This window comes from Leeuwenhoekiella sp. CH_XMU1409-2, assembly GCF_037029365.1.
GTDB classification, from domain to species: Bacteria; Bacteroidota; Bacteroidia; order Flavobacteriales; family Flavobacteriaceae; genus Leeuwenhoekiella; species Leeuwenhoekiella blandensis.
Genome location: NZ_JAYMEI010000004.1, coordinates 71467 through 90594, shown reverse-complemented (window position 1 = coordinate 90594; position 19128 = coordinate 71467). Strand labels below are relative to the sequence as shown.

General features: G+C 42.1%; 27 protein-coding genes. 25 read left to right on the top strand and 2 right to left on the bottom strand.

What is annotated here, in order from left to right; all coding sequences use genetic code 11:
* Window positions 1-57: 57 nt before the first annotated feature.
* The 9 genes from WA338_RS05515 to WA338_RS05475 all read left to right on the top strand — a co-directional run bounded on the left by WA338_RS05515 (window position 58) and on the right by WA338_RS05475 (window position 7207).
* Complete coding sequence (locus tag WA338_RS05515; RefSeq protein ID WP_336092552.1) at window positions 58-471, top strand: hypothetical protein; 414 nt, start codon at window positions 58-60, stop codon at window positions 469-471.
* On the top strand, window positions 468-836 hold the full coding sequence (locus WA338_RS05510; protein ID WP_336092550.1) for a hypothetical protein: 369 nt from the start codon (window positions 468-470) through the stop codon (window positions 834-836). The genes WA338_RS05515 and WA338_RS05510 overlap by 4 nt, the downstream gene beginning before the upstream one ends.
* Window positions 833-1426, top strand: a complete 594-nt coding sequence (locus WA338_RS05505; RefSeq protein WP_336092548.1) for an N-acetylmuramidase family protein — start codon at window positions 833-835, stop codon at window positions 1424-1426. The genes WA338_RS05510 and WA338_RS05505 overlap by 4 nt, the downstream gene beginning before the upstream one ends.
* A 175-nt stretch (window positions 1427-1601) precedes the next feature.
* Entirely contained in the window at window positions 1602-2210 is a 609-nt protein-coding gene (locus WA338_RS05500; protein WP_336092545.1) for a hypothetical protein, read from the top strand.
* A gap of 95 nt (window positions 2211-2305) precedes the next feature.
* Window positions 2306-2485 carry a hypothetical protein gene (locus WA338_RS05495; protein ID WP_336092542.1) on the top strand — a complete coding sequence of 60 codons (180 nt, stop codon included), beginning with the start codon at window positions 2306-2308 and terminating at the stop codon, window positions 2483-2485.
* Window positions 2486-2531: 46 nt separating this feature from the next.
* A complete protein-coding gene (locus WA338_RS05490; protein ID WP_336092540.1) occupies window positions 2532-3071 on the top strand; it encodes a hypothetical protein in 540 nt (179 codons plus the stop codon).
* Between the two features lie 151 nt (window positions 3072-3222).
* The gene (locus WA338_RS05485; RefSeq protein WP_336092537.1) at window positions 3223-4110 is read left to right on the top strand and encodes a S49 family peptidase; all 888 of its coding nucleotides are present in this window, start codon (window positions 3223-3225) and stop codon (window positions 4108-4110) included.
* Between the two features lie 22 nt (window positions 4111-4132).
* Window positions 4133-6328, top strand: coding sequence for a hypothetical protein (locus tag WA338_RS05480; RefSeq protein ID WP_336092535.1), 2196 nt, complete (start codon window positions 4133-4135; stop codon window positions 6326-6328).
* Window positions 6329-6382: 54 nt separating this feature from the next.
* Window positions 6383-7207 carry a hypothetical protein gene (locus WA338_RS05475; RefSeq protein ID WP_336092532.1) on the top strand — a complete coding sequence of 275 codons (825 nt, stop codon included), beginning with the start codon at window positions 6383-6385 and terminating at the stop codon, window positions 7205-7207.
* 266 nt (window positions 7208-7473) lie between these two features.
* Here the strand turns inward: WA338_RS05475 and WA338_RS05470 are convergent, their stop codons facing one another.
* Together WA338_RS05470 and WA338_RS05465 are read right to left on the bottom strand one after the other, a co-directional pair.
* Complete coding sequence (locus WA338_RS05470) at window positions 7474-7686, bottom strand: hypothetical protein (RefSeq protein WP_336092528.1); 213 nt, start codon at window positions 7684-7686, stop codon at window positions 7474-7476.
* A 5-nt stretch (window positions 7687-7691) separates the two neighbouring features.
* The gene (locus WA338_RS05465) at window positions 7692-8003 is read right to left on the bottom strand and encodes a hypothetical protein (RefSeq protein ID WP_336092525.1); all 312 of its coding nucleotides are present in this window, start codon (window positions 8001-8003) and stop codon (window positions 7692-7694) included.
* A gap of 139 nt (window positions 8004-8142) precedes the next feature.
* Here WA338_RS05465 and WA338_RS05460 point away from each other — a divergent pair, with 139 nt between their 5' ends.
* The 16 genes from WA338_RS05460 (at window position 8143) to WA338_RS05385 (ending at window position 19127) form a co-directional block, all read left to right on the top strand.
* On the top strand, window positions 8143-9231 hold the full coding sequence (locus tag WA338_RS05460) for a hypothetical protein (RefSeq protein ID WP_336092523.1): 1089 nt from the start codon (window positions 8143-8145) through the stop codon (window positions 9229-9231).
* A 127-nt stretch (window positions 9232-9358) separates the two neighbouring features.
* Window positions 9359-9667, top strand: a complete 309-nt coding sequence (locus WA338_RS05455; RefSeq protein WP_336092521.1) for a hypothetical protein — start codon at window positions 9359-9361, stop codon at window positions 9665-9667.
* Complete coding sequence (locus WA338_RS05450; protein ID WP_336092518.1) at window positions 9668-9997, top strand: hypothetical protein; 330 nt, start codon at window positions 9668-9670, stop codon at window positions 9995-9997. It begins immediately after the preceding gene.
* Window positions 9994-10638: a hypothetical protein gene (locus tag WA338_RS05445; RefSeq protein ID WP_336092515.1), complete on the top strand. Its 645-nt coding sequence runs from the start codon at window positions 9994-9996 to the stop codon at window positions 10636-10638. The genes WA338_RS05450 and WA338_RS05445 overlap by 4 nt, the downstream gene beginning before the upstream one ends.
* A complete protein-coding gene (locus WA338_RS05440) occupies window positions 10613-12337 on the top strand; it encodes a hypothetical protein (protein ID WP_336092513.1) in 1725 nt (574 codons plus the stop codon). The genes WA338_RS05445 and WA338_RS05440 overlap by 26 nt, the downstream gene beginning before the upstream one ends.
* Window positions 12338-12630: 293 nt before the next feature.
* The gene (locus tag WA338_RS05435; protein WP_336092510.1) at window positions 12631-12897 is read left to right on the top strand and encodes a hypothetical protein; all 267 of its coding nucleotides are present in this window, start codon (window positions 12631-12633) and stop codon (window positions 12895-12897) included.
* Window positions 12894-14270: a hypothetical protein gene (locus WA338_RS05430; protein WP_336092508.1), complete on the top strand. Its 1377-nt coding sequence runs from the start codon at window positions 12894-12896 to the stop codon at window positions 14268-14270. The genes WA338_RS05435 and WA338_RS05430 overlap by 4 nt, the downstream gene beginning before the upstream one ends.
* The gene (locus WA338_RS05425; protein ID WP_336092506.1) at window positions 14267-15256 is read left to right on the top strand and encodes a DUF6712 family protein; all 990 of its coding nucleotides are present in this window, start codon (window positions 14267-14269) and stop codon (window positions 15254-15256) included. The genes WA338_RS05430 and WA338_RS05425 overlap by 4 nt, the downstream gene beginning before the upstream one ends.
* Window positions 15257-15273: 17 nt before the next feature.
* Complete coding sequence (locus WA338_RS05420) at window positions 15274-15504, top strand: hypothetical protein (RefSeq protein ID WP_336092503.1); 231 nt, start codon at window positions 15274-15276, stop codon at window positions 15502-15504.
* Window positions 15505-15517: 13 nt separating this feature from the next.
* Window positions 15518-15898, top strand: a complete 381-nt coding sequence (locus WA338_RS05415; protein ID WP_336092500.1) for a hypothetical protein — start codon at window positions 15518-15520, stop codon at window positions 15896-15898.
* Window positions 15891-16772, top strand: coding sequence for a hypothetical protein (locus WA338_RS05410; RefSeq protein WP_336092497.1), 882 nt, complete (start codon window positions 15891-15893; stop codon window positions 16770-16772). The genes WA338_RS05415 and WA338_RS05410 overlap by 8 nt, the downstream gene beginning before the upstream one ends.
* A complete protein-coding gene (locus tag WA338_RS05405; RefSeq protein ID WP_336092494.1) occupies window positions 16738-17205 on the top strand; it encodes a hypothetical protein in 468 nt (155 codons plus the stop codon). The genes WA338_RS05410 and WA338_RS05405 overlap by 35 nt, the downstream gene beginning before the upstream one ends.
* A 114-nt stretch (window positions 17206-17319) precedes the next feature.
* Window positions 17320-17691 (top strand): hypothetical protein, encoded by a 372-nt coding sequence (locus WA338_RS05400; RefSeq protein WP_336092492.1) that lies wholly within the window; start codon window positions 17320-17322, stop codon window positions 17689-17691.
* Between the two features lie 275 nt (window positions 17692-17966).
* Window positions 17967-18182: a hypothetical protein gene (locus tag WA338_RS05395; protein ID WP_336092489.1), complete on the top strand. Its 216-nt coding sequence runs from the start codon at window positions 17967-17969 to the stop codon at window positions 18180-18182.
* 148 nt (window positions 18183-18330) lie between these two features.
* Window positions 18331-18588: a hypothetical protein gene (locus WA338_RS05390; RefSeq protein ID WP_336092487.1), complete on the top strand. Its 258-nt coding sequence runs from the start codon at window positions 18331-18333 to the stop codon at window positions 18586-18588.
* Entirely contained in the window at window positions 18585-19127 is a 543-nt protein-coding gene (locus tag WA338_RS05385; protein WP_336092486.1) for a DUF4468 domain-containing protein, read from the top strand. The genes WA338_RS05390 and WA338_RS05385 overlap by 4 nt, the downstream gene beginning before the upstream one ends.
* Window position 19128 lies beyond the last annotated feature (1 nt).

Genomic DNA, 19128 nt, shown 5'->3' with positions numbered 1-19128 from the left:
GAGTATTATGACTATTGAGCACAAAAATATACGCACCATCACCTAAACAAGCACCTAATGAACTTCAAAGCTGCATTTTTATTTCTCTTCAGCTTTTTGTGGAACTACCTGCTCTTTGCCGGTACGACCACGATCGCTGAGCATCACTTAGATCCTACGGTGATCAAGTTTATGATACTTGGTCTTGTGGTGCCGCCGGTGGCTGTATATATGTTGATCAAGGACGAAAACAGTGAAAGCCCAGGCAAATGGGATATAGGCATCACCGTGTTGCTTTCAGCTGTATTCGTATGGATGGGCTATGAGCTTCATCATAGTTTTAAGTTTCCGCTTGCGGTTGGCTTGTTGGCTTCGTTTGTGATGGGATTAGGCTCGCTCAAGTTGGCGATCACCATACGCGACAACGGCATCAAAGTGATCGTCGATCTGTTTTCTGAAGTTAAGAACTGGGCAAAAAACCGAATGAAATGAGAGAGGACTTTTTTAGCATCATTCAGCAATACCTTGTAGACCTTCCGGAAATCCTGCACATTCTCGCATTTGCCTTATTGTTAATACTGTATGCTTTTTTGTGTTTCGGCTTCTGGATGGAACGCCGCAAGCATAAGACACACGTCAAAGTATACTTTGTGATACGCACCGGCCTGATCGTGCTGTATATGTTTATGAAAGCAAGTGATGTAGGCTTTGGTATGCTCGATCTGTTTTTACCCATTTACATAATTGGCTGGATAGACGGACTCATCGTGTTGAAAGGATTCACTTTTTACCGTTGCAACAGCCTGCGCGATGCCTTTCACCGAATGACAAATTTTAATACCTATTCAAAGAAATGATCACCGAAGCTGAATTTGAGCAAGTAGCTCAGGATTACAATATCGAAGTTGCAGCGATCAAAGCTGTACACCAAGTGGAAGCTAACAATGGCGGGTTTCTGCCTGATGGTAGGTTGAAAATACTTTTTGAAGGGCACGTGTTTTGGCGGCAACTCGTAAAAAAAGGAGTTGATCCTTACAGCATATTGAAGCAAGAGCACCGCGATGTATTGTATAAACATTGGACGCGTGACGAATACATAGGCGGCACCGGAGAATGGGATCGACTTGCAGAGGCTTATAAAATGACCGACGATGATCGAGTGAAAACCGCTGCAGTTGAATCAGCTTCTTATGGAGCGTTTCAGTTGATGGGATTTAACGCGCAGTTGGTAGGCTTTAAAGATGCCTTTGATCTGTTTTTCTTTTTAGCTGAAAAGGAATTGAATCACCTAAAAGTCTTTATCAAATTTTGTGAGGCTAACAATCTTACCAGACACTTACGCTCAAAAAATTGGGCGGCTTTTGCCAGAGGCTATAACGGCCCCGGCTACGCTCAAAATAAATACGACATCAAGCTGGAAGCAGCTTATAACAAGTTTAGACTATGAACATAAACCAAACCCTCCACGAAAAATTGAGCGAACAAGATCCGGACTTTGTACAACGCGTTCAAGGTGCAGAAAAGAGTACTGAGCTTCACGAAATGAAAAGACGGGAAGTAGATCCTGATCGCCGGGAACTCATCCAGTCACGCATTGATAACCTTTATAGACAACAATTCTGATGAAAAAGTATATAGTGTACAGATTTATTGCGATGATTGCGTTGTCTATCATTTGTCTAACCTGTGTCGAATGCGCTAGCAAGCAAAAGGCAACAGATCGCTACGAGAACAGGACCGCATTTGAAACGGAGCAGAGCTCCAGTGAGAAGATTAAAAAAGACATAAAGAAAGATTGTACCGCAGTTGCCACTCAAGAAACCGACTGGAAATCTATAAATGAAAATATTCAGTTTGAATTGATAGATCCTACTCAGGAAGGCTATGCCAATGTTTCACCAGACGGAAAAGGTGGTTTCAATTTCACCGGTAAAAATACCAAGGTGACTTCCGGGAAAAGCCAGGAACAAAAATCAGAGAATCGCCGTGATTCAATTACAAAAATTGAGTCAGATCAAAGCAATCAAGAGTTAGACAAATCTTCGACATCTAGTGGACAAACATTAGACAAGGGCCGCACAAGCAATAGTGAATCCTCCAGATGGCCCACGTGGATTTATTTTGTGGTCATTCTTGTGGTTTTGGTTTTGGCTGGTGGTCTTATTTTAGAATTGAGGCCAGATTCTTTAATAAGCAATCTGCTAAATAAAGTTTTGAAAAGAAAAGAGTGAGACTCGAACATTAGGGATAAAAAACCAAATCTATCCACTCATTTGAAAGGTTCTGCCTCACTCTTCAGCCAAGATACACCATTTTTATCAAACCAATGACAGCAGATCAATCGCTTCACGATATTATTAACGAGCTACCCATCAGCTTTATCAATCGCGTCAATGCGCAGACTGATATCGTTCAACTGCGTAAACTTTTAGAGCTATACCATTGTTATAATCGCCGTGCAGTTATCAGAGCCAGAATAGAAAATTTGAGTCCGTTAGTCATCTAATACAAATAATATTTGGTAGTTTGTAACTAAGTTTTATTTTTAAGGTATGAGTCGGCAAATCATTCCTTTTCCGCTTCCTGTGTACCTGGCAACTTATTTTGGCAATAAGTTGACCGCAGAGCCTCGCCGACTGCGATCAGGAACTTATGATGATCCATTCCTGGTCACTTCTAAGTCAGAGTTTGGGCATTACCTGCTCAAGCAATTACGTCCAGCAAATAAGCCGTACCAACATTCCCACTCCAAAGCATCACCGTTTTTTATTAGCGTGAGCAACTATGCCGGGAATAATGATCCCGAGATTATTGTTGTGCATCGGCATTTCATTAGCCTAAATTCTCAAGCCATCGCGAGTATTGAAAGTAAATTCAAGGCTGTATTTAAAAGTCATTTGTTGTTGTATGTGCGCGGTGCCGAAAGTGAAGGTTTGACCGCTTCCGAAAATGCCAGGGTACGCACGCGCGCGATCAGAAACTTCTGCGAAGAAAATCACGTGATCTACACCGATAAGAATCTTGTCGCGTGGAAAAAGATGTGCCAGCGCAATAAATATAACTCGAAGCCCTTGATTTACGGACTTCTTTAAAATGTGTCCAATACTTGTCCACTTCTTTTAACTAGTCAATAAAACCTCATTTTAGCGTGTTTTAAGCCCGTTTCAGACCCTTTTAAAGTTTGTCCACTTATAATTATTTGTATCTCTCTATCATTGTAGCATAACCCATTAAACCCCGGGTATGTTATTTTCGAGAACAGCAAAAGAAATCAGATCAGGTCTTTGGGCCATCTCTCCATTTAGTGCAATGGCTAGTTTACAACTGGCTCACAAAATTCTCGCCGGGGAAACTCAGGGCGAAGCTTCCACCAAATTAGACGCTGCAGTTCGCTACGTGATCAACGAAGACGGATATCCCATCGAAACAAAAGGTTTAGAACAAACGCCAAAGAATTCTATAGGCGTGATCGAGATCGTAGGCGAGATGATCAAGTATGGCAACCCGTATTGCTATGGTGCTGATGAATATGTAGCGATGGCGCGAGGCTTTGAAGAAGATCCTAACATCATAGGTCATTTATGGATCGTAGATACTCCGGGCGGAGCTCTGGGGGCTGTTGGTCCGTTTAGGGATTTTCACAACTACCGTAAAAAGCCATTAGTGTCCCGTGTAGATATGTGCGCCAGTGCCGGGCTCTGGACCGTATCACCATCAGATCATATACAAGTGCAAAATGACATTAGTAGTATGATGGGGAGTTTAGGAGTTATGGCTACGCTGATGAGTTATGAGAAGTACTACGAAGAACTCGGGATCAAAGAGCACGTGATCAATGCAGATCCTAGCAGCTTTAAGAACAAAGAATTTAAAGAGGCGCTTAAAGGTAATTATAAGCTTATCAAAAAATACCTGCTTAATCCTGCTGCAGAGAAATTTCAACAACACGTAAAGGCCGATAGAGGCGGAAAGCTGAATACCAGTATAGAAGGTATACTGGAAGGTAGACTGTTTTACGGTGAAGAATCGGTTGAATATGGTTTTGCAGACAGTATTGGCACAATGGAAGCTGCCATTGAAAAAGTTAAAGAACTGGCCGCGGTGTCAGACTTTATGAATAGCAAATTTTAATTATTAATCAAAAACTACAGTTATGTGGAAACAACTCAAAGCTTTTGTCCTGGTTACCCTAGGCTTAAGCGCATTCGCAGAAGGTAAGTTAAATCTTTCTGACGAAGACCAACAAAAGCTCGACGCCGCTGCTAAGCAAGAAGGCTTTGCGGCCAAGTTTATGGCAAAGTACAATGATGAGCTGGAGGCAAAAGACGCCAGCAATGCCATTGATGCTTTTATGAAAGAACAAGGTATTGACACCAGCGCTTCTTCACAAAAAGATGAAGGAGGTGAGGGTGATGATGCAGGCGATCTTAACACGGAAGACGAAGGAACACTTTCGGCTAAAGTGAATGCACTAACTGGTGATTTCGCAAAACTTAAAGCTGAAAACAAGCAGCTAAAAGGGAACATCGCCGCTCTCGAAAAATTACCGGATGCAGACGAGGCCCCGGAAACCGTACAAGCAAATCTTAACAAACTTAACGTGAAACACAGCAAAACGCACCTGTTTGCGAGCAATGATGCGTTTGATGCGTTTGAAGGACGCCCCTGGAACGAAGCTGCAAAACAAGCAATGAGCGGTACCTCTATCACCGCGGCAACCAACTGGACAGAAACGGCTAACATTGATAAGCTGAATAGTGATATTCAGGATTACTTTAGAAAGCATTCTGATGAAATTCATAACCTGATGTTGGATGGTTTTGAAATGCCGAAGTATGTGGAGATGATCTCTGGTGTAAGCGATGAGTATGTACATAACCAAATCATTACCGGTGAGATCACCCAGTCGCTTAAAAAGAAATTCTTACCTAAAAACAAAGTCAAGTTTGAGGCTGAAAAAGGTAAGGTACGCGACATCCAGATCGATATGCTTTTTGAAGGTTACGAATTGAAGAAGCTTGAGAAGTCGTATTTGAAGCGTTTCTCTCAATTGGGAATCACAGATTCTAATCCGCATAAAGAGCGCTTTGTAATGTATGTAGTTTCAGAAATTATGAAACGCGCTCGTAAAGAAGACAAGATCGTTGCCGGTCGTGGGGTTTATTTTGCGGATGCCGATCGTGATACGCCTGCAAGCTTCATCAATAACTTTGATGGATTCTTAAAATTATATCTAGACGCTCGTGGCGTTAAGTATCGCCCGTTTGATCTTAGTGACAAATTCCTTAACGGAAAGCCTACACCATTAAATATTTACAACTATGTGAATGAGATGGTAGATCGTTTGCCTTACGAGTTCCGCATACAACCTGATCTGATTATGAAAATGTCTCCGTATTGGTTGGGTATGTATCATGAAGATCGTGAGCGCATTAAAGGTGGTAATACTGACTATACCGGGAAAAGTACTTTTGTAGACAAATACCCAAATATTGAGTTGGTTCCTTACGATCAGATGGAAGGAGAAGACTTTATGTACATCATTCCAAAAGGGATTGAGTATATGTTGACCGATAAGCCGGGAGAGGATGGATTTATCCAGTTCCAAAAAGGCGGTGCGGATAACCCACGTAATATGCGTGCGTATGGAGATTACAAGCTTTCTGCCTTTGTAGCTGCTTTCGGAAGAAAAGAGTATGGCAAGTCTGCTCTTGATTTTGATAACCAGTTAGTCTTCTCTAATGATGTAGAAGTATTGACCACTTCGTATGTGCCGGTAAGTGCAAACAATGCAACACCATCGCTAGAACATCACCACAGTTTGATCATTGGCGATAACAATACTGCAAATACAGACATCACAAACCTTACCAACGCCACTGCCGGTAAACGTGTTTACTTGTATGGTAACGGTACTGATTTTACTTCTACAGTTAAGAATAATGCAAATATTATTCTGGCAGATGGAGACTTTGAGTTGACAAAAGGAAGTCTATTGGTATTGCAAGCCTTAGCAGGCGGTAAGTTCATTGAGATCTCTCGCAAAGTAGGCGGAGCCGTTGAAGTCCCAGAACCTGTGATTCTTGCGCCAGATGCGACCACAGCAGATGCAGCAGATGGAACTGAATTTGTTACTTCAGAAAATACGCAGGCGACTGCCTTAACTACGATAGAAAATGCCATTTCTGGTGAGCGCTACACCATCACAGGTGGCGGCGGAACTCCAAATGCAACAACCATTGCAAATGGTGGTAATTTCTTCTTAACCGGTGCAATTACGTTAACTGATGGTGTTTTCATCACGGTTGAGTACACCGGAAGCAAGTTCGTAGAAATCGCTCGCGGATAGTCTAAAGGCCCCTGCCACGGCGGGGGCTATTGTTTAACCTAAAAAATTATTGATATGTCTTATATCAGAATTAATGTAAATAAAGCTGCAGGCGGTGGTGCTCCAATAGGAAAAAGCGCCGATGTGGTGGTTTGGGATCTTAGCGAAGTAGCGAGTTGGGCACAACGCGACGGAAAGAAAGTGGCAATGGTAGGTAACATTACAATGAAGCCTAATAAATATGCTACGATCATTCAAGCAACGCAAAGTACCATATCTATTCCTCCTGCGAGTAGCGAAGGTGATGAAGATCGTGTAGCGTTTACTCAAGTGCCAGAATTTATGCATCCGGGAGACTCTTTAGAGTATGAAGAGTTTGTTGCTAATATGACTAACAAAAGTCTTGCTGTAGGTTTTAGAATTGGTGGCTGCGATGGTGAAAGCGCTTATTATAAAGTGTATGGTACACCGTGCAATCCGTTGTTTTTGATCACAGAAGGTCAGGACAACAACGAGGGGCGTATGCAAACCATACGTTTTCAGCAAGCGACACCAAGTAAGAACTTACCAGGTCGTTATTATGGCACCATCACTTATGATACAACTCCGGTTGTTGCAGCAGATACTACCGATGTAGATGTTGCTGCTGGTGAAGGGCGTTACCAATTAAGTGACAACGCAGCTGCTACGGTGATCACTACGCTAAGCAATGCCGTAAATCAAGGCGTTTATACCCTGCTTGGTTCTGGCGGTGAAAACCCAGCCAGTATCACAGCTGCTAACGACTTTATTCTAGCTGGTGCGGTAGAATGGACCGGCGATGCCGGTGCGACGCTTACTGTTCGTGCATACGCTCAGGATGGCGGTAACTTCTTGTTTATAGAAGAAAGCAGAAGCTAATAGATTGATTGGTTTTATTTTTTTGAAGAGAAGCCCTTAGATTCATTTCTGAGGGCTTTTTTTATCCCTCATCCCGAGACCTTCTCCCAAAGGAGAAGGATAAAAGTGTTAAATCGTGCGTTTACCACAAATGCGCACAGTTACATCGTGCAAAAATCAACCCCTTGTAACGTCAGTAATAATGCGGATTTAACACTGCGTTTAACATCTTGCGCACGATTGCACGATTTTTTGACGGGTTTTAGGTACATATTGTTTTAGGGCTTTTATTCCTGGAAGATTTGCTCTAAGAATTTGCCGTTTTTATCAAAAATCACTTTAGTGTGGAAGCCTGTATATCCTTTAAGTTTTGGATGATCACCTGCGGCAAGTTCAACTACAATTGTGTTTTGGTCATCGTTACTGATTGTTCCAAAATCAATCCCAAAGCTTTTATAGGTTTTCTTGAAGTTATCGAGGTCAGTTGTTTTGGTTTCCATGTTCGTTATTTTTTTAATTCCAGAAAATCAAATACCTGATCTCTCCCTCTTCCTTTAGTAACCATCTTACCCAATTCAATCCCGCAATAGAACAATTGATAATCATTACTATCTTCCAAGTAAACTCTTTGCGTGAAGTAGTTGTCTACGGCTTCAGGTTTTCTTCCTAAGTGTTTTTGAAGTGCGTTCTTAATTAAATATTCTTCCCTTTGGGCGCAAAGAGAACGACTGAACTCCACGTGATTAAATTTTTTCCTCCACGATTCGTCCATTCTTTCTAAATCTTTATCTGAATAACGTAAGTCTATGGTGATCATAACTGTTTCATTTAATATTCACTAAGGTAACACTAAAAACTATTTCGTAGCCCTCGCGGCTCTTTTCGTTGCCGGTCGCACCGGCTGTCCACTTAAGAAATGTCGGGACACGGTAGCTTTGAGTATCAAACTTAGAGATATGAAAGCTACTACCGCAGAAGAAGTACAGCATTACTTAGCCCACGATCGTACACTGGCCACCGCCAAGAACCTATACAACCGCCTACCGCGCAAAAGTCTGGCGTTACAATCGGCATTCAATAAAATGACCAATACGGCCGATAATGTCAAGCGCATCATTTACGAACTCGCAAAAGGCGTGGGGATCAATGAGCGCCAACTTACCATCGCAATGCAAAAACCTGTGGTTGCAGCTCCGGAAGCAAAACTGGAGGTAGTTCAAGAACCTGTTTTGACTCCGGAAGAAAAGTTGCTGGCTTTAGATCCAGAAGCGTCAATGGAAGAATTGGCACAATTAGCTTCACAATCTCCAGAGCTAGGTATTGAGTCAAAACCGTTTGCTATTCCTGAATTTGAAAAGGGATTACCAGGAATGGCAGCAATGAAGAAGTTTCTTAGTGAGAATGACTGGGAATATACAGGGAAGAAAAAAGCGGATTTAGAAGCTGCAATTGAAGACCTTAAAAGCTCAAAAGTAAAAGAGGAGCTTTCAAATATAGGACTAGCTGTTCTCAAAGCCCGCGAAGATCTAATCGCACAGAAAACCGCGGCAATGCCGGTAGAAGCTAAGGAGAAAGTAAGGCTGTGGCAACAGTTTCCATTCTTGAGAGAAAAGGATTGTCCAGACGTGTTTAAGATCCTAACTGCAGATATGATCACCGCCTATCACGCGTATATGGATGCGCAGCCCAAACTTCACGATGCGCTAACTGATGAAGATCGCAAAGCGATCGCAAACAGTGTAAAAGAGAATTTCACCATCAATAAGTTGGTTTGGGACGAACTGGAGCACTACCAGTCGAATAAAGAAGTCCTAGGTGCACACCCCATTTTTGAAAAGCAAAAAGAAGAGGCTGAGATCGCTGCTTTGGCCACTCCGGATCTAGTCAAGAAAATTGAAGCACTGGACCGCAATGTGAAGCGCAACACGAAGAAATCTAAAGACGAAAAGAAAAGTACTGAGGACCGTGAGAAAAGCGCAGAGCTCGCTGCAAAACAGCAGGAACTGCTTGATTTTGCCAATGCGGAATTAGAAAAGCGTAAGTGATGGAAAGTAAACCTTTCATAATCAAACAAACCAAACCGACCCGATTTCTTGCAAAAGAAGATCTTACGAGAGCTCAAAGGCGTGATTTAGCGCGTAAGGAAAAACGGAAGTATAAAAAACCACGAGTATGAATATTCACGCCATCGCTGCTTTGTTGTTATTGTTTGCCTGCTTAGGTCTGGTTGTTTTTTTGTTAATCAGTCACAAAGGAAAGCTTCCCGGAGGTTCTTTAATACCTGAGCCTCCAAAATGCTTAGCCCCTGGTTACAAAAAAGCCTCTGCTAAAGGTCGAGTCCCCAGAATGAAAAACCCACCGCCACCTCCCGAGAAGCGCTGCAAAGGGGTTGTTTACAAACAGCATTCCTATCGTAAGCCTAGACCGGTGTGTTGTGGTCAAAAGCCTGTTTGCCCGTTTAGATCTTCAAAAAGTAAGTAAATGTCTCAAAAACTTCCACCCAGACATATCAGCGAGATCACTTCAGAAGATTTGCTTGTTATTGAAGAAATGGCAGGGAATAACAAAGCCTGCAAGGATATGATCAAGATGCTGCACTTTGATGCGCGCAGCTTTATGCGGGAGTTTCGCAATAAAGAATCAGAGTTATACCAGGCATATAAACGCGGCCAATTGCAACTGGAGATTAGTGAAGAAGATGCGCTGATCGATAAGATCGCAGGCGGGAATTTGACTGCGATTCAGATTTCACAAAACCGAAAAAGGGAAGCCCATTTTAAGAATACGATTTTAGAGGTGTTTGGTATATGAGTTTAGAAAGTGATTTTAATGAAGTAACCTTAGCCACATTACAAAGTTGGGTTGCTACGCGTGAGCATCAGGATATGCCTGACGAACTTGTAGGCTATATGGAAATGCTGGAGCGTTGTTATCACTGGCATCAAACAATGGCACTGGAAGCAGAGATCATTGATAACCTGCTTACTCATTACCCGCATAAATTCAACGGAAACCGAAGCCGTGCAAAGCAGATCTATGCCGATGCGATCAATCATTTCTATTTAGACACGGATATCACTCAAGAAGCCTGGGCGAATGTTTATGCAGATCGCATGGATAAATTAGCGATCGCAACGATACGCACTGCAGAAAGTGCTTCAGATCTGGCGAAAGTGAAGGAGATCTGGAAAGAAGCTGCAGCACTACGAGGTGCTTACGCAGAGAAAAAAGAACAACTGCCGCCTGAAGTCTATGAGCAGCGCTATATGCTCTTTACCAACAAGATCACCGATTTAGGATTACCAGAGCAGCCCCAGGCGGAGATTAAAGCTATGATACGGGGATTGCCGCTCCCTGCTGAAGAAATACAACGACTGGAAATGGAAGCAGATATCACCGAAGGGGCAAAACAAATCTTTGATTGGGATGAGCAGGAGGAGGAGAATAAATAAGGCCTTTGAGGGCGTTAAGAAGCTTTTTGGTAGTTGGCTGAGTCAGACGGTTGCGATGATCGCTTCCACACATCTAGTGCTAATTCTAGGGCGTGGTACCGGTAAGACTACAGATATCATCGCAAAACGTGCAATGGATATTTCTTATGATATGCCTGGGGCATATATCGCAATTTCCAGTGATACGTATATGAATGCCGTTAAGAACGTGCTGCCATCTATTATTGAAGGTTGGGAGCGTAACGGTTGGATTGAGGGAATTCACTTTGTAGTAGGCGTACGACCTCCTAAGAATTTCTATCCTAAAGGTTACGGTCCACCTTATAAACCGCCCATCTCTTGGAAGCATACCATTACCGTTTTTACCGGCACACACTTCAAACTCATCTCTCAGGATCGCCCATCTACCGGAGCGGGTGATTCGTATCAGCACATCATTGCGGATGAGATTAAATACCAGGCAGAGAATAAGTTTAATAAGTTGAGTCCGGCCCTGCGTGGGGAGTTCGTGCGCTTTGGGCACTCACCATATTATGGTGGTACCACAATGACTACCGATATGCCTAACCCTAATCACGGGGAGCACGATTGGTTTTTACGTCACAAAAAAGCAATGCGTAAGCAACAGATCAAAGCCATATTGTATGCTGCAGACGAATTGAACAAAGCGCGTATTGCAAGAATGGCGGCAGATGAAGCGAATGATCAGGATGCGCTAGATAAAGCCGATCGCGATATTGAGAAGTGGGATAAGCTTTGGCGCCAGGCACGAAAAGACAGCACGTTCTTTTATGTGGCGAGTAGCTTTGTGAATGTGGCGATCCTGAGAGCTGCATACTTTAAGACCATTCTCAAGAAAATGAATGTGCGGGAAATCCTGACTTCTATTTTGTCCATCCCTCCAACCCTTGAAAAAGGCCAAATGTTTTATCCGAACCTAGGGGCAAAGAATTTTTATAGTGATGGGTATAAGTACAGCAATATTGATAAGTCAAACGATGGCCGTGATATAGAAGTTAATAGTCTGGATCTTAAATATTGCAATCCAGATCAACCCCTCAAGGCCGGGCTTGATACCGGGAAGATGTGTAGTTTGGTTATTGGTCAGCAAGAAAGTTTGAAGATTGAACGGATCCTGAAGTTTTTCCATACACTTCCGCCTGAGTTTCTTCCGGAGCTTGGGGAGCAGTTCCGGGTATTTTTTAAGCATCATCGAAATAAAGTGATCAAAGTTTGGCACGATCCGGCAAACAATCAATGGCAAAGCGTAGGTGAGGACCATGCAACAAAGTTCAAGAAGGCGATTGAATACGACCTGGAAGGAAATAGAACCGATTGGGATTGCCAGTTGATGAACCGTGAGCGCGGAACAATTTATCACCAGACAGAATATGAATTGATGCTGCAAATGATGGTTGAAAATAACACTGCAGGTTTGCCGCTCCTAATGATTGATCAGAATGAATGTGCGCCTTTAAAATCTGCAATGCAGCGTACTGAATTGATAATGAAAATCAATCGAAAGGGAGAGAAAACCTTACACAAAGACAAGTCTTCTGAAAGTCTTCCAAATGATATGCTACCGTTTTATTCTACTAACCCAACGGATGCATTAAAGTATTATGTAACAACCATTGAAAATCTAGAATTGATTGCAGGGGAAACTGTGAGTTTTGGAGGAGATCCTAGCATTCATTAGTACGTTTTGTGTAATTATTAGCCTGTAATTGTTTGATTACGGGCTTTTTTTGTTCGATTTGACAGCTAATCATATCAAGTTTCAAATGCATTGATTTGAAAATCAGCGTTTAATCCCGCTTGGTTTAAAAAATTAAAAGCGATCAGTTTTTCGAGATATCGCCACGCCCTGTCCTGTATGTGTCCTGACACTTGATCCCGATTTTGAGAAATATGACGCTATAAATGCCTTATAATCGTGCGTTTGCCTGTGGTGTCCACATACCATCAGTTACAGCTTGCTATCATTGTCTTATGTCAAATCAATCATTCCCAAGTTACGAGCAGGCCATTGAGACAATGAGAACACTAACCTCGCAAGGCAAAGCTTTTAGTGTGCGTTACTGCAAGGCAGATGGATCAACCGGTTATGTAGATCGTGCCCAGCTGGGTCGAATGAATTCCAGCGGGAATAAAAAACACATCCTTCCATTTCTTAACCTGGAGAATAAAGAGCGCCGTAGTGTTCACATTACCGGCCTTATGGAAGTCAATCACATTAAGATCAAGCTACAGCGATGAGTGCATTAACTAGAATTAATACTAAAGAATACCTCTCAGTAGATGAAGCTAACGCTTACTTCTTTGAGATCACAGGACGTGGTGAAACTCAAACTGCCACCCAGACAGGCGAGAACTTCACCGACTGGAAGGATAGCCCGCTCAATATTGGCGATTACGAGTATATTCCTTTTGGTGATGCCGATGACATACCTAATCAGATCATTGATAACATTTATCCCAATCACCTTGCGCCACGCATTCAGAATCGTAAGATCGAGTTACTGATTGAGCAGGGGCCTTACCTTTACAAAGAGGAGGCAGACGGCACTAACTTCGTGCGTACACCGGTAATCAATGAAGAAATAACCAACTGGCTTGAAGAGCTGGGCTATCAAGAAAAGCTACATTACTTAGCTGCTGAGTTCTATCACGTGAGTTTAGAGTTCACTAAGATGTCTCGCAATCGTGCTGCAAGGATAGGAGGTAAGACCGGCTTTGCAGATGTTGAGCCACTTAGCGCTACTGAATGTCGCTTAGCGTATCGTAAGCAATTCACAAGGCCTTATCTGCCTAAACCCACACATATCATTGTGGGGGACTTCAAGAATAAGCGCAATGAGACTTTTGAAGTATATCCCATTTTTGATCCAAAAGAACCCTTTAAACACGCCATATCAATTCACTACACGGTGCGCCGTTCTTTCGGGGTTCCTTACTATTCTGCTCCTGAAATATTAGGTGCGATCCCTTGGATAAAAAACTCCACAGCTATCCCAAAGATCATTGCGAAGCTTGCAGATAATTCGCTGTCTATTCGTTGGCACATCGAGTCTCCCGCTACATTCTGGGATGAAAAAAAGAAAACTATCAAGCAGAATCTGAAACCCGGAGAGGTCTATTCTGAAAAGATGTTAGATGATCTACGGGAAGAGATCTTGGGCAAACTCACCAAAATACTCGCAGGGATTGATAATGTTGGCAAATTTTGGCACAACCCTTATGTAGTGCGTATGATTGGCGGCCAAGCTGTCGAAGAAGGCTGGAAGATTAAGCCTATTGAGCAAAAGGTTAAAGAGTATGTTACCGCCCAATTAGAAGTCGCAGCTCAAGCCGATCGCGCCTTATTAACTGCTCTCGGACTTCACAGTGCCCTGGCTAATGTGGGTGCAGACGGCAAAAGCGATAGCGGTGCAGAGTTGGTCTATGCGGTACTCAATCATCAAAATACCAGCGTGATGCTTCCGGAGTATTACGTGACCAAACCTTTTAATGATGCGATCAAAGCACATTTTGGAGAGAATATTAAGATAGGTTTCTTCCATAAGTTGGTGCAACCCCTTCAAGCTACGACAGCTTCACAGCGGCCTAAATCTCAAGAACCCACGATATGAAAGGATTAATTTTCGATAAAAACAGCAACGGGCATCAGGAGCTTAAAAAGCTTCTAGGCTACTTTGATGCGCAATTCGACTTTGACAATCTAATTACAGATATTGAACTGCAGACGCCGCTCTTGATCAAATTTATTGGTAAAAAGGCGTATGAAGTAGCGTTGTACCATTATGATCCTACAACCCTTCCAAATGATTATCAGGATCCAAATATTCCTGCAGATAAGGACGAGCTTCAGGATGCGATCGTAAAAAACATTCAGTTGTATATACTTACGATGGCCGCGCTTAACTATATGCAAAGCGGTGATCTGGAACACAGCAGCGCTGGGCGTTTTCAGAATAAGACAGGTAACCAGACCACCGCTTGGGAATGGCAAATTCAAGCCGATAACGCCGCTCATATGAAACGCGCTTACCGTGCGCTGGATATTCTTTTTGAAAAGTTAGACGAACTCGCTCACGAATCGTGGACCGAATCAGAGGCATATAAGAAGGCTAAAGGTTTACTCATTTATAATACGAGTATTCTTGACGCGATTTATCCTATCAACGATAGCGGGCAGTTGTACCATCGCCTAACGCCGTTTATGGAAGATGCCGAACTAGAAGTGGTTTCAAAAGTCTTGGGAGCAGATAAATATACCGTACTACAAACCTCAATCGCTGCTCGTGATGAGAGTACGCTTACCGCCACTGACAAGATCTTACTTAACTACGCACGTAAAGCCATTGCATTTAATGCGTTGGCAGATGGATATGAGATGCATCCCATAGAGATGTTTCCTGATCAGGTGAGCTATAAGGAATTCACCAAGGATGGCGCTGGTATCATTGAAGAGAAGGTGCAAAAGCTTCGTGCGAAAGCGCAATTGCATACCCGCAACTTAGAGCAGCATTTAGCCGAAATGAATCAAACTAAAGACACCGTGCAACGCGATCCATTCAGTGGATTAAAAGAAGGCACGGGATTCGTGTCGATGTAAAATTTAAACGCAATAAAATGAATGTAGTAGTAGCTGAAGCATTTGATGCTGATGATAAATCAGTAATCGTAGGAGTAGCCGAAAGTATTGGTCAAGCAAAGGATTTGGTCGATGAATATTTCGGGAAATATGAACTAATCAGTATGCAAGATGTACGGGATAGTGGTATTGAATACATCTACACGATTGAAACTAAGAAAGAACGCTACAAAGTAGTACTGCGCCATTTCACACTTAATAAATTATAAAACCCATATATCAATGAAATTCTATCTACAATACTACAGCGGTCAATGTGTCATTTTTCTAAAGCGTTGGTTTACCATCGGCGGAATTAAAAAAATGATCAAACGCCGAAAAGAAAAAAAGGAGGCTGAATTTTTTGCAGAATCGCTTCAGAACCTTGGTCAGCACATTGGTGATAAAAAAGCAGCTGCTACGCTTAAAGTGGTTGAATCTTCTAATAAGAAGTCAAAGAACAAGCGCATCATCGCCTTTGATCCTAAACGCAAAGCTTCCATCGCAAAACGTAAACTCAGCAACCACCAGTTGGCCACTGCTGTCGAAGGGGAGAACCGCGAAGCCTTAAAAGGCAGTGCGCTCAAGATCAATAAAAAGAAAATGCGCGTAGAGCATGCATAAGCTTGAAATCAAACAAACGGGCCTTACGCTTACATTTCCCGAGAGCATTGCAGAATGTACCCGGGAACAATACCTGATGTTCACAGATTTGAACTTTAAGTTCTTTACCGGATTGATCAACTTTTCAGAGTTGAAAGTACAGTTACTGTATAAGCTGCTTGACATGAAGCGCAAAGTGAACCTAAAGAAGCAATCTGAAGAAGCTGCGCAGGTTGCGGAGAATGTTTGGCGCATTAGTGAATTGCTCGAGTCTTTTTATGAGCTGAAGATTTTTAAAGGTAAAAAAGCCCGTGCGGTCCAACTGGATCATATTGACAACCATTTAGAGATTATCGAAGTGGGTGATCAGAAGTGGCGCGGACCAAAAGCAGCTTTGGCAAACATCAGCTTTGGGCAATACTTAGCGGGCAATGATGCGTTTCACGATTTTCACAGTACCAAGGACGTTGAGTTTTTAGACCTTTTAGTTGCCCATTTATACGTCCCAGAAGGGAAGCATTACAATCCGGAACTTGTAGATCAGCGATTGGAAGCTGTTGCGCAGATTGATGTAGCCGTGAAGTATGGCGTGTGTTTATTCTTTCAAGCCTGTCAACAATGGATAGCGACTAATAACGCCCTTGATATTGGCGGCGGGCATCTGGTAGATCTCACCGTGCTTTTTAAAAAGTCAGAAAGCAACACTACTGGCGTTCCGGGAATAGGTCTTAAGAGTACACTTTATGATCTGGCCGAAACCCAAGTCTTTGGCGATCTCAACCAGACCGCCGCACATAACTTATTTGAAATCCTGGTCTTTTTGGTAACCAAACACCACGAGGCCGAAAAACTAAAACGCGATGCTAAAAGTAAGCGAACTGCGGGAATTCGTTAATCTCGCCAAAGCCGACAATGACCAGATCACCGGTGATTTAATCACAGCCAGTGAAGACCGGTATGTGCGTTACGCCCGTGATATACGCCACGTGGATGATGATGTCTATCTCATAGCGTTATTACCTGGTGCACGCCCCATTGGCAATAATGAAGATAACCTGCGCTTTGCAAATTCACTCTCGTTTATGATCATTCGTAAATTGGATACAACCGCAGGTGACGAAGTGTATGAGCAGGCGTTTAGTGTGACTCAAGATGCGGCGCTTAAGTTTGTAGATCTTATGGTGAAGCAAATCAAAGCCTTCCCGGCGCATTGCGTGTTTAAGTATTTTGAGTTGAGCACCCTCCAGATCCTGCCGGTAGAAAATTTTCACCAGACTAACGGTTGGGATATAAGTATCAGCCTTAAGTCTTCATATAGAACGGCATAAGATTTGCTAATCAATAGTTAAGGAAAAGTACAGAATTTGTACAGTTTCTAAATTTAATCTAATATTGTGTTACACTGTTATTGTAACTGTGCAATTGTCAAATAGTATCGGGAAATGCGTAAAGACACAATCAAATTGAATCCTTCAGAAGGAAAGGTGAATGGTAAGTTTCAGATTATAAACTTCTGGGAAGGAGATTTCTTCATACTTTATATACCTAGCTTACAAATGTCTAGTTATGGCAAAGATGAGAAAGAAGCTCATTTGATGATGCGAGAGACGCTACAAGATTTTTTTGAAAGCCTTAATATTAAAAAGGGTACCGATTTATTCTATAAAACAATGCGCGAGTTAGGATGGTCCAGAGACCGCTATTTCAAGAAAAAGCTTTCTGTTGATTTAAGTGATACTACTTACGACGACATTAAAAAGGAATTCAACTTACCGGATGATGTAGAGCTTTCTACCGCAGAAATGGCAGTTTAATGACGCAGTATAATAAACCGGTAAAAACAAAATGTTGGGAAAACTTTCTTAAATCTCAAGGCTGCTCTTACAACAGTACTAGAGCTTCACATGATAAGTGGAAATGCCCAAATTGCTTACGCTCTATTATTTTTAGGGGAGCAGAAAAAGAGATTCCACGCTTTCACATTCAGACAAATTTGAGAACTATGGGGATTTCAATGTCTGACTTCAACGACTGGGAAGCGGCTAACTGCTAAAATGCTTAATTCATAACTTAGGCTAAAATCTATTTTATGAAACCTAACAAAACCACCAAAACCCAAGAAGCCCTTAACCAATTAATAGCCGTAGACGATACGGCTGCTCACTATTGGATCTCACACCTTAAGCAATTAGAAGCTGCATTCTTGCGCGATGACACTGCAGATCACAAACCTACGCGCCTGCGTGTGCTTGCAGCAAATGAAGAGCTTATCCAGTTCTTTAATAGCCTAGATCACTTAGGTTAAACTGCTTAACAAGGCCTCGCCCTAATCGGGGCTAACTATATCCACTTCCCTTCATAAGCATTCTTTTGTCTTGCTCCATACGGAATTCCGTAAACACTTATAAAATAGATTTACTTATCTTAGTAGCTCACTACTAATCAAATACCCAATGATAACGGTAAAAAATAAATTAAAAAAAATGTCACCAGACACAGGTGTTTCTGGAATGGTTGATATTAATCAAGAAGTAATGTTAGCAGTTAATACCCTCTTTCCAATTCTTGAAGAGAATCTGTCGGTTATTTCTCATAAGTACGATGCAACTGTTTTAGTTGTTGGGGACTATCATAACTTTGATTTAAAAATTGAAACTGATAGTGAAGAAGCAAAAGCAGAAATCGAAAAAATTATTAAAGAGTCGCTATGATGAAACTACTTTACTTTTTACTTTTTACAACAGCGTGCTTCGCTCAAATTGAAGTAACTCCAGACGGGTTGGAATTCGATGAATATGGTGATTTTCTTGTTATTGAGGCAGACACCATATCAGCTAACGAATTGTTTAATCGAGCGATCAAGTATGTTGAAATGAATTACCGAGACCCTGAGGAAGTTTATAAAGGAAAAGTTGAAGGAGAATATTTAAAAATAGAAACCTTTAAACCTAACTTAACTGTGGTCAATAATGCAGGTTTCAAACTTGATATTGATGCGCGTTACTTTATTGAAATGCGTTTTAAGGATGGTCGTGTAAGATATGAGATCACCTCCTTGAATATGACAGCGCAAAATGGTGGTAGACCACTGTATTTCTCGGGAAGTATATGGAAGGGGTATCCAATCTATAATAAAAAAGGAGATTTGCGACTGGAAGAATCAAAAGCGGATATTGAAAACTATTTTAATAACGAATTGCGAGCCATTAAAAAGATGCTCTGGGGGGAAAGTCCTAAAGACGATTGGTAAA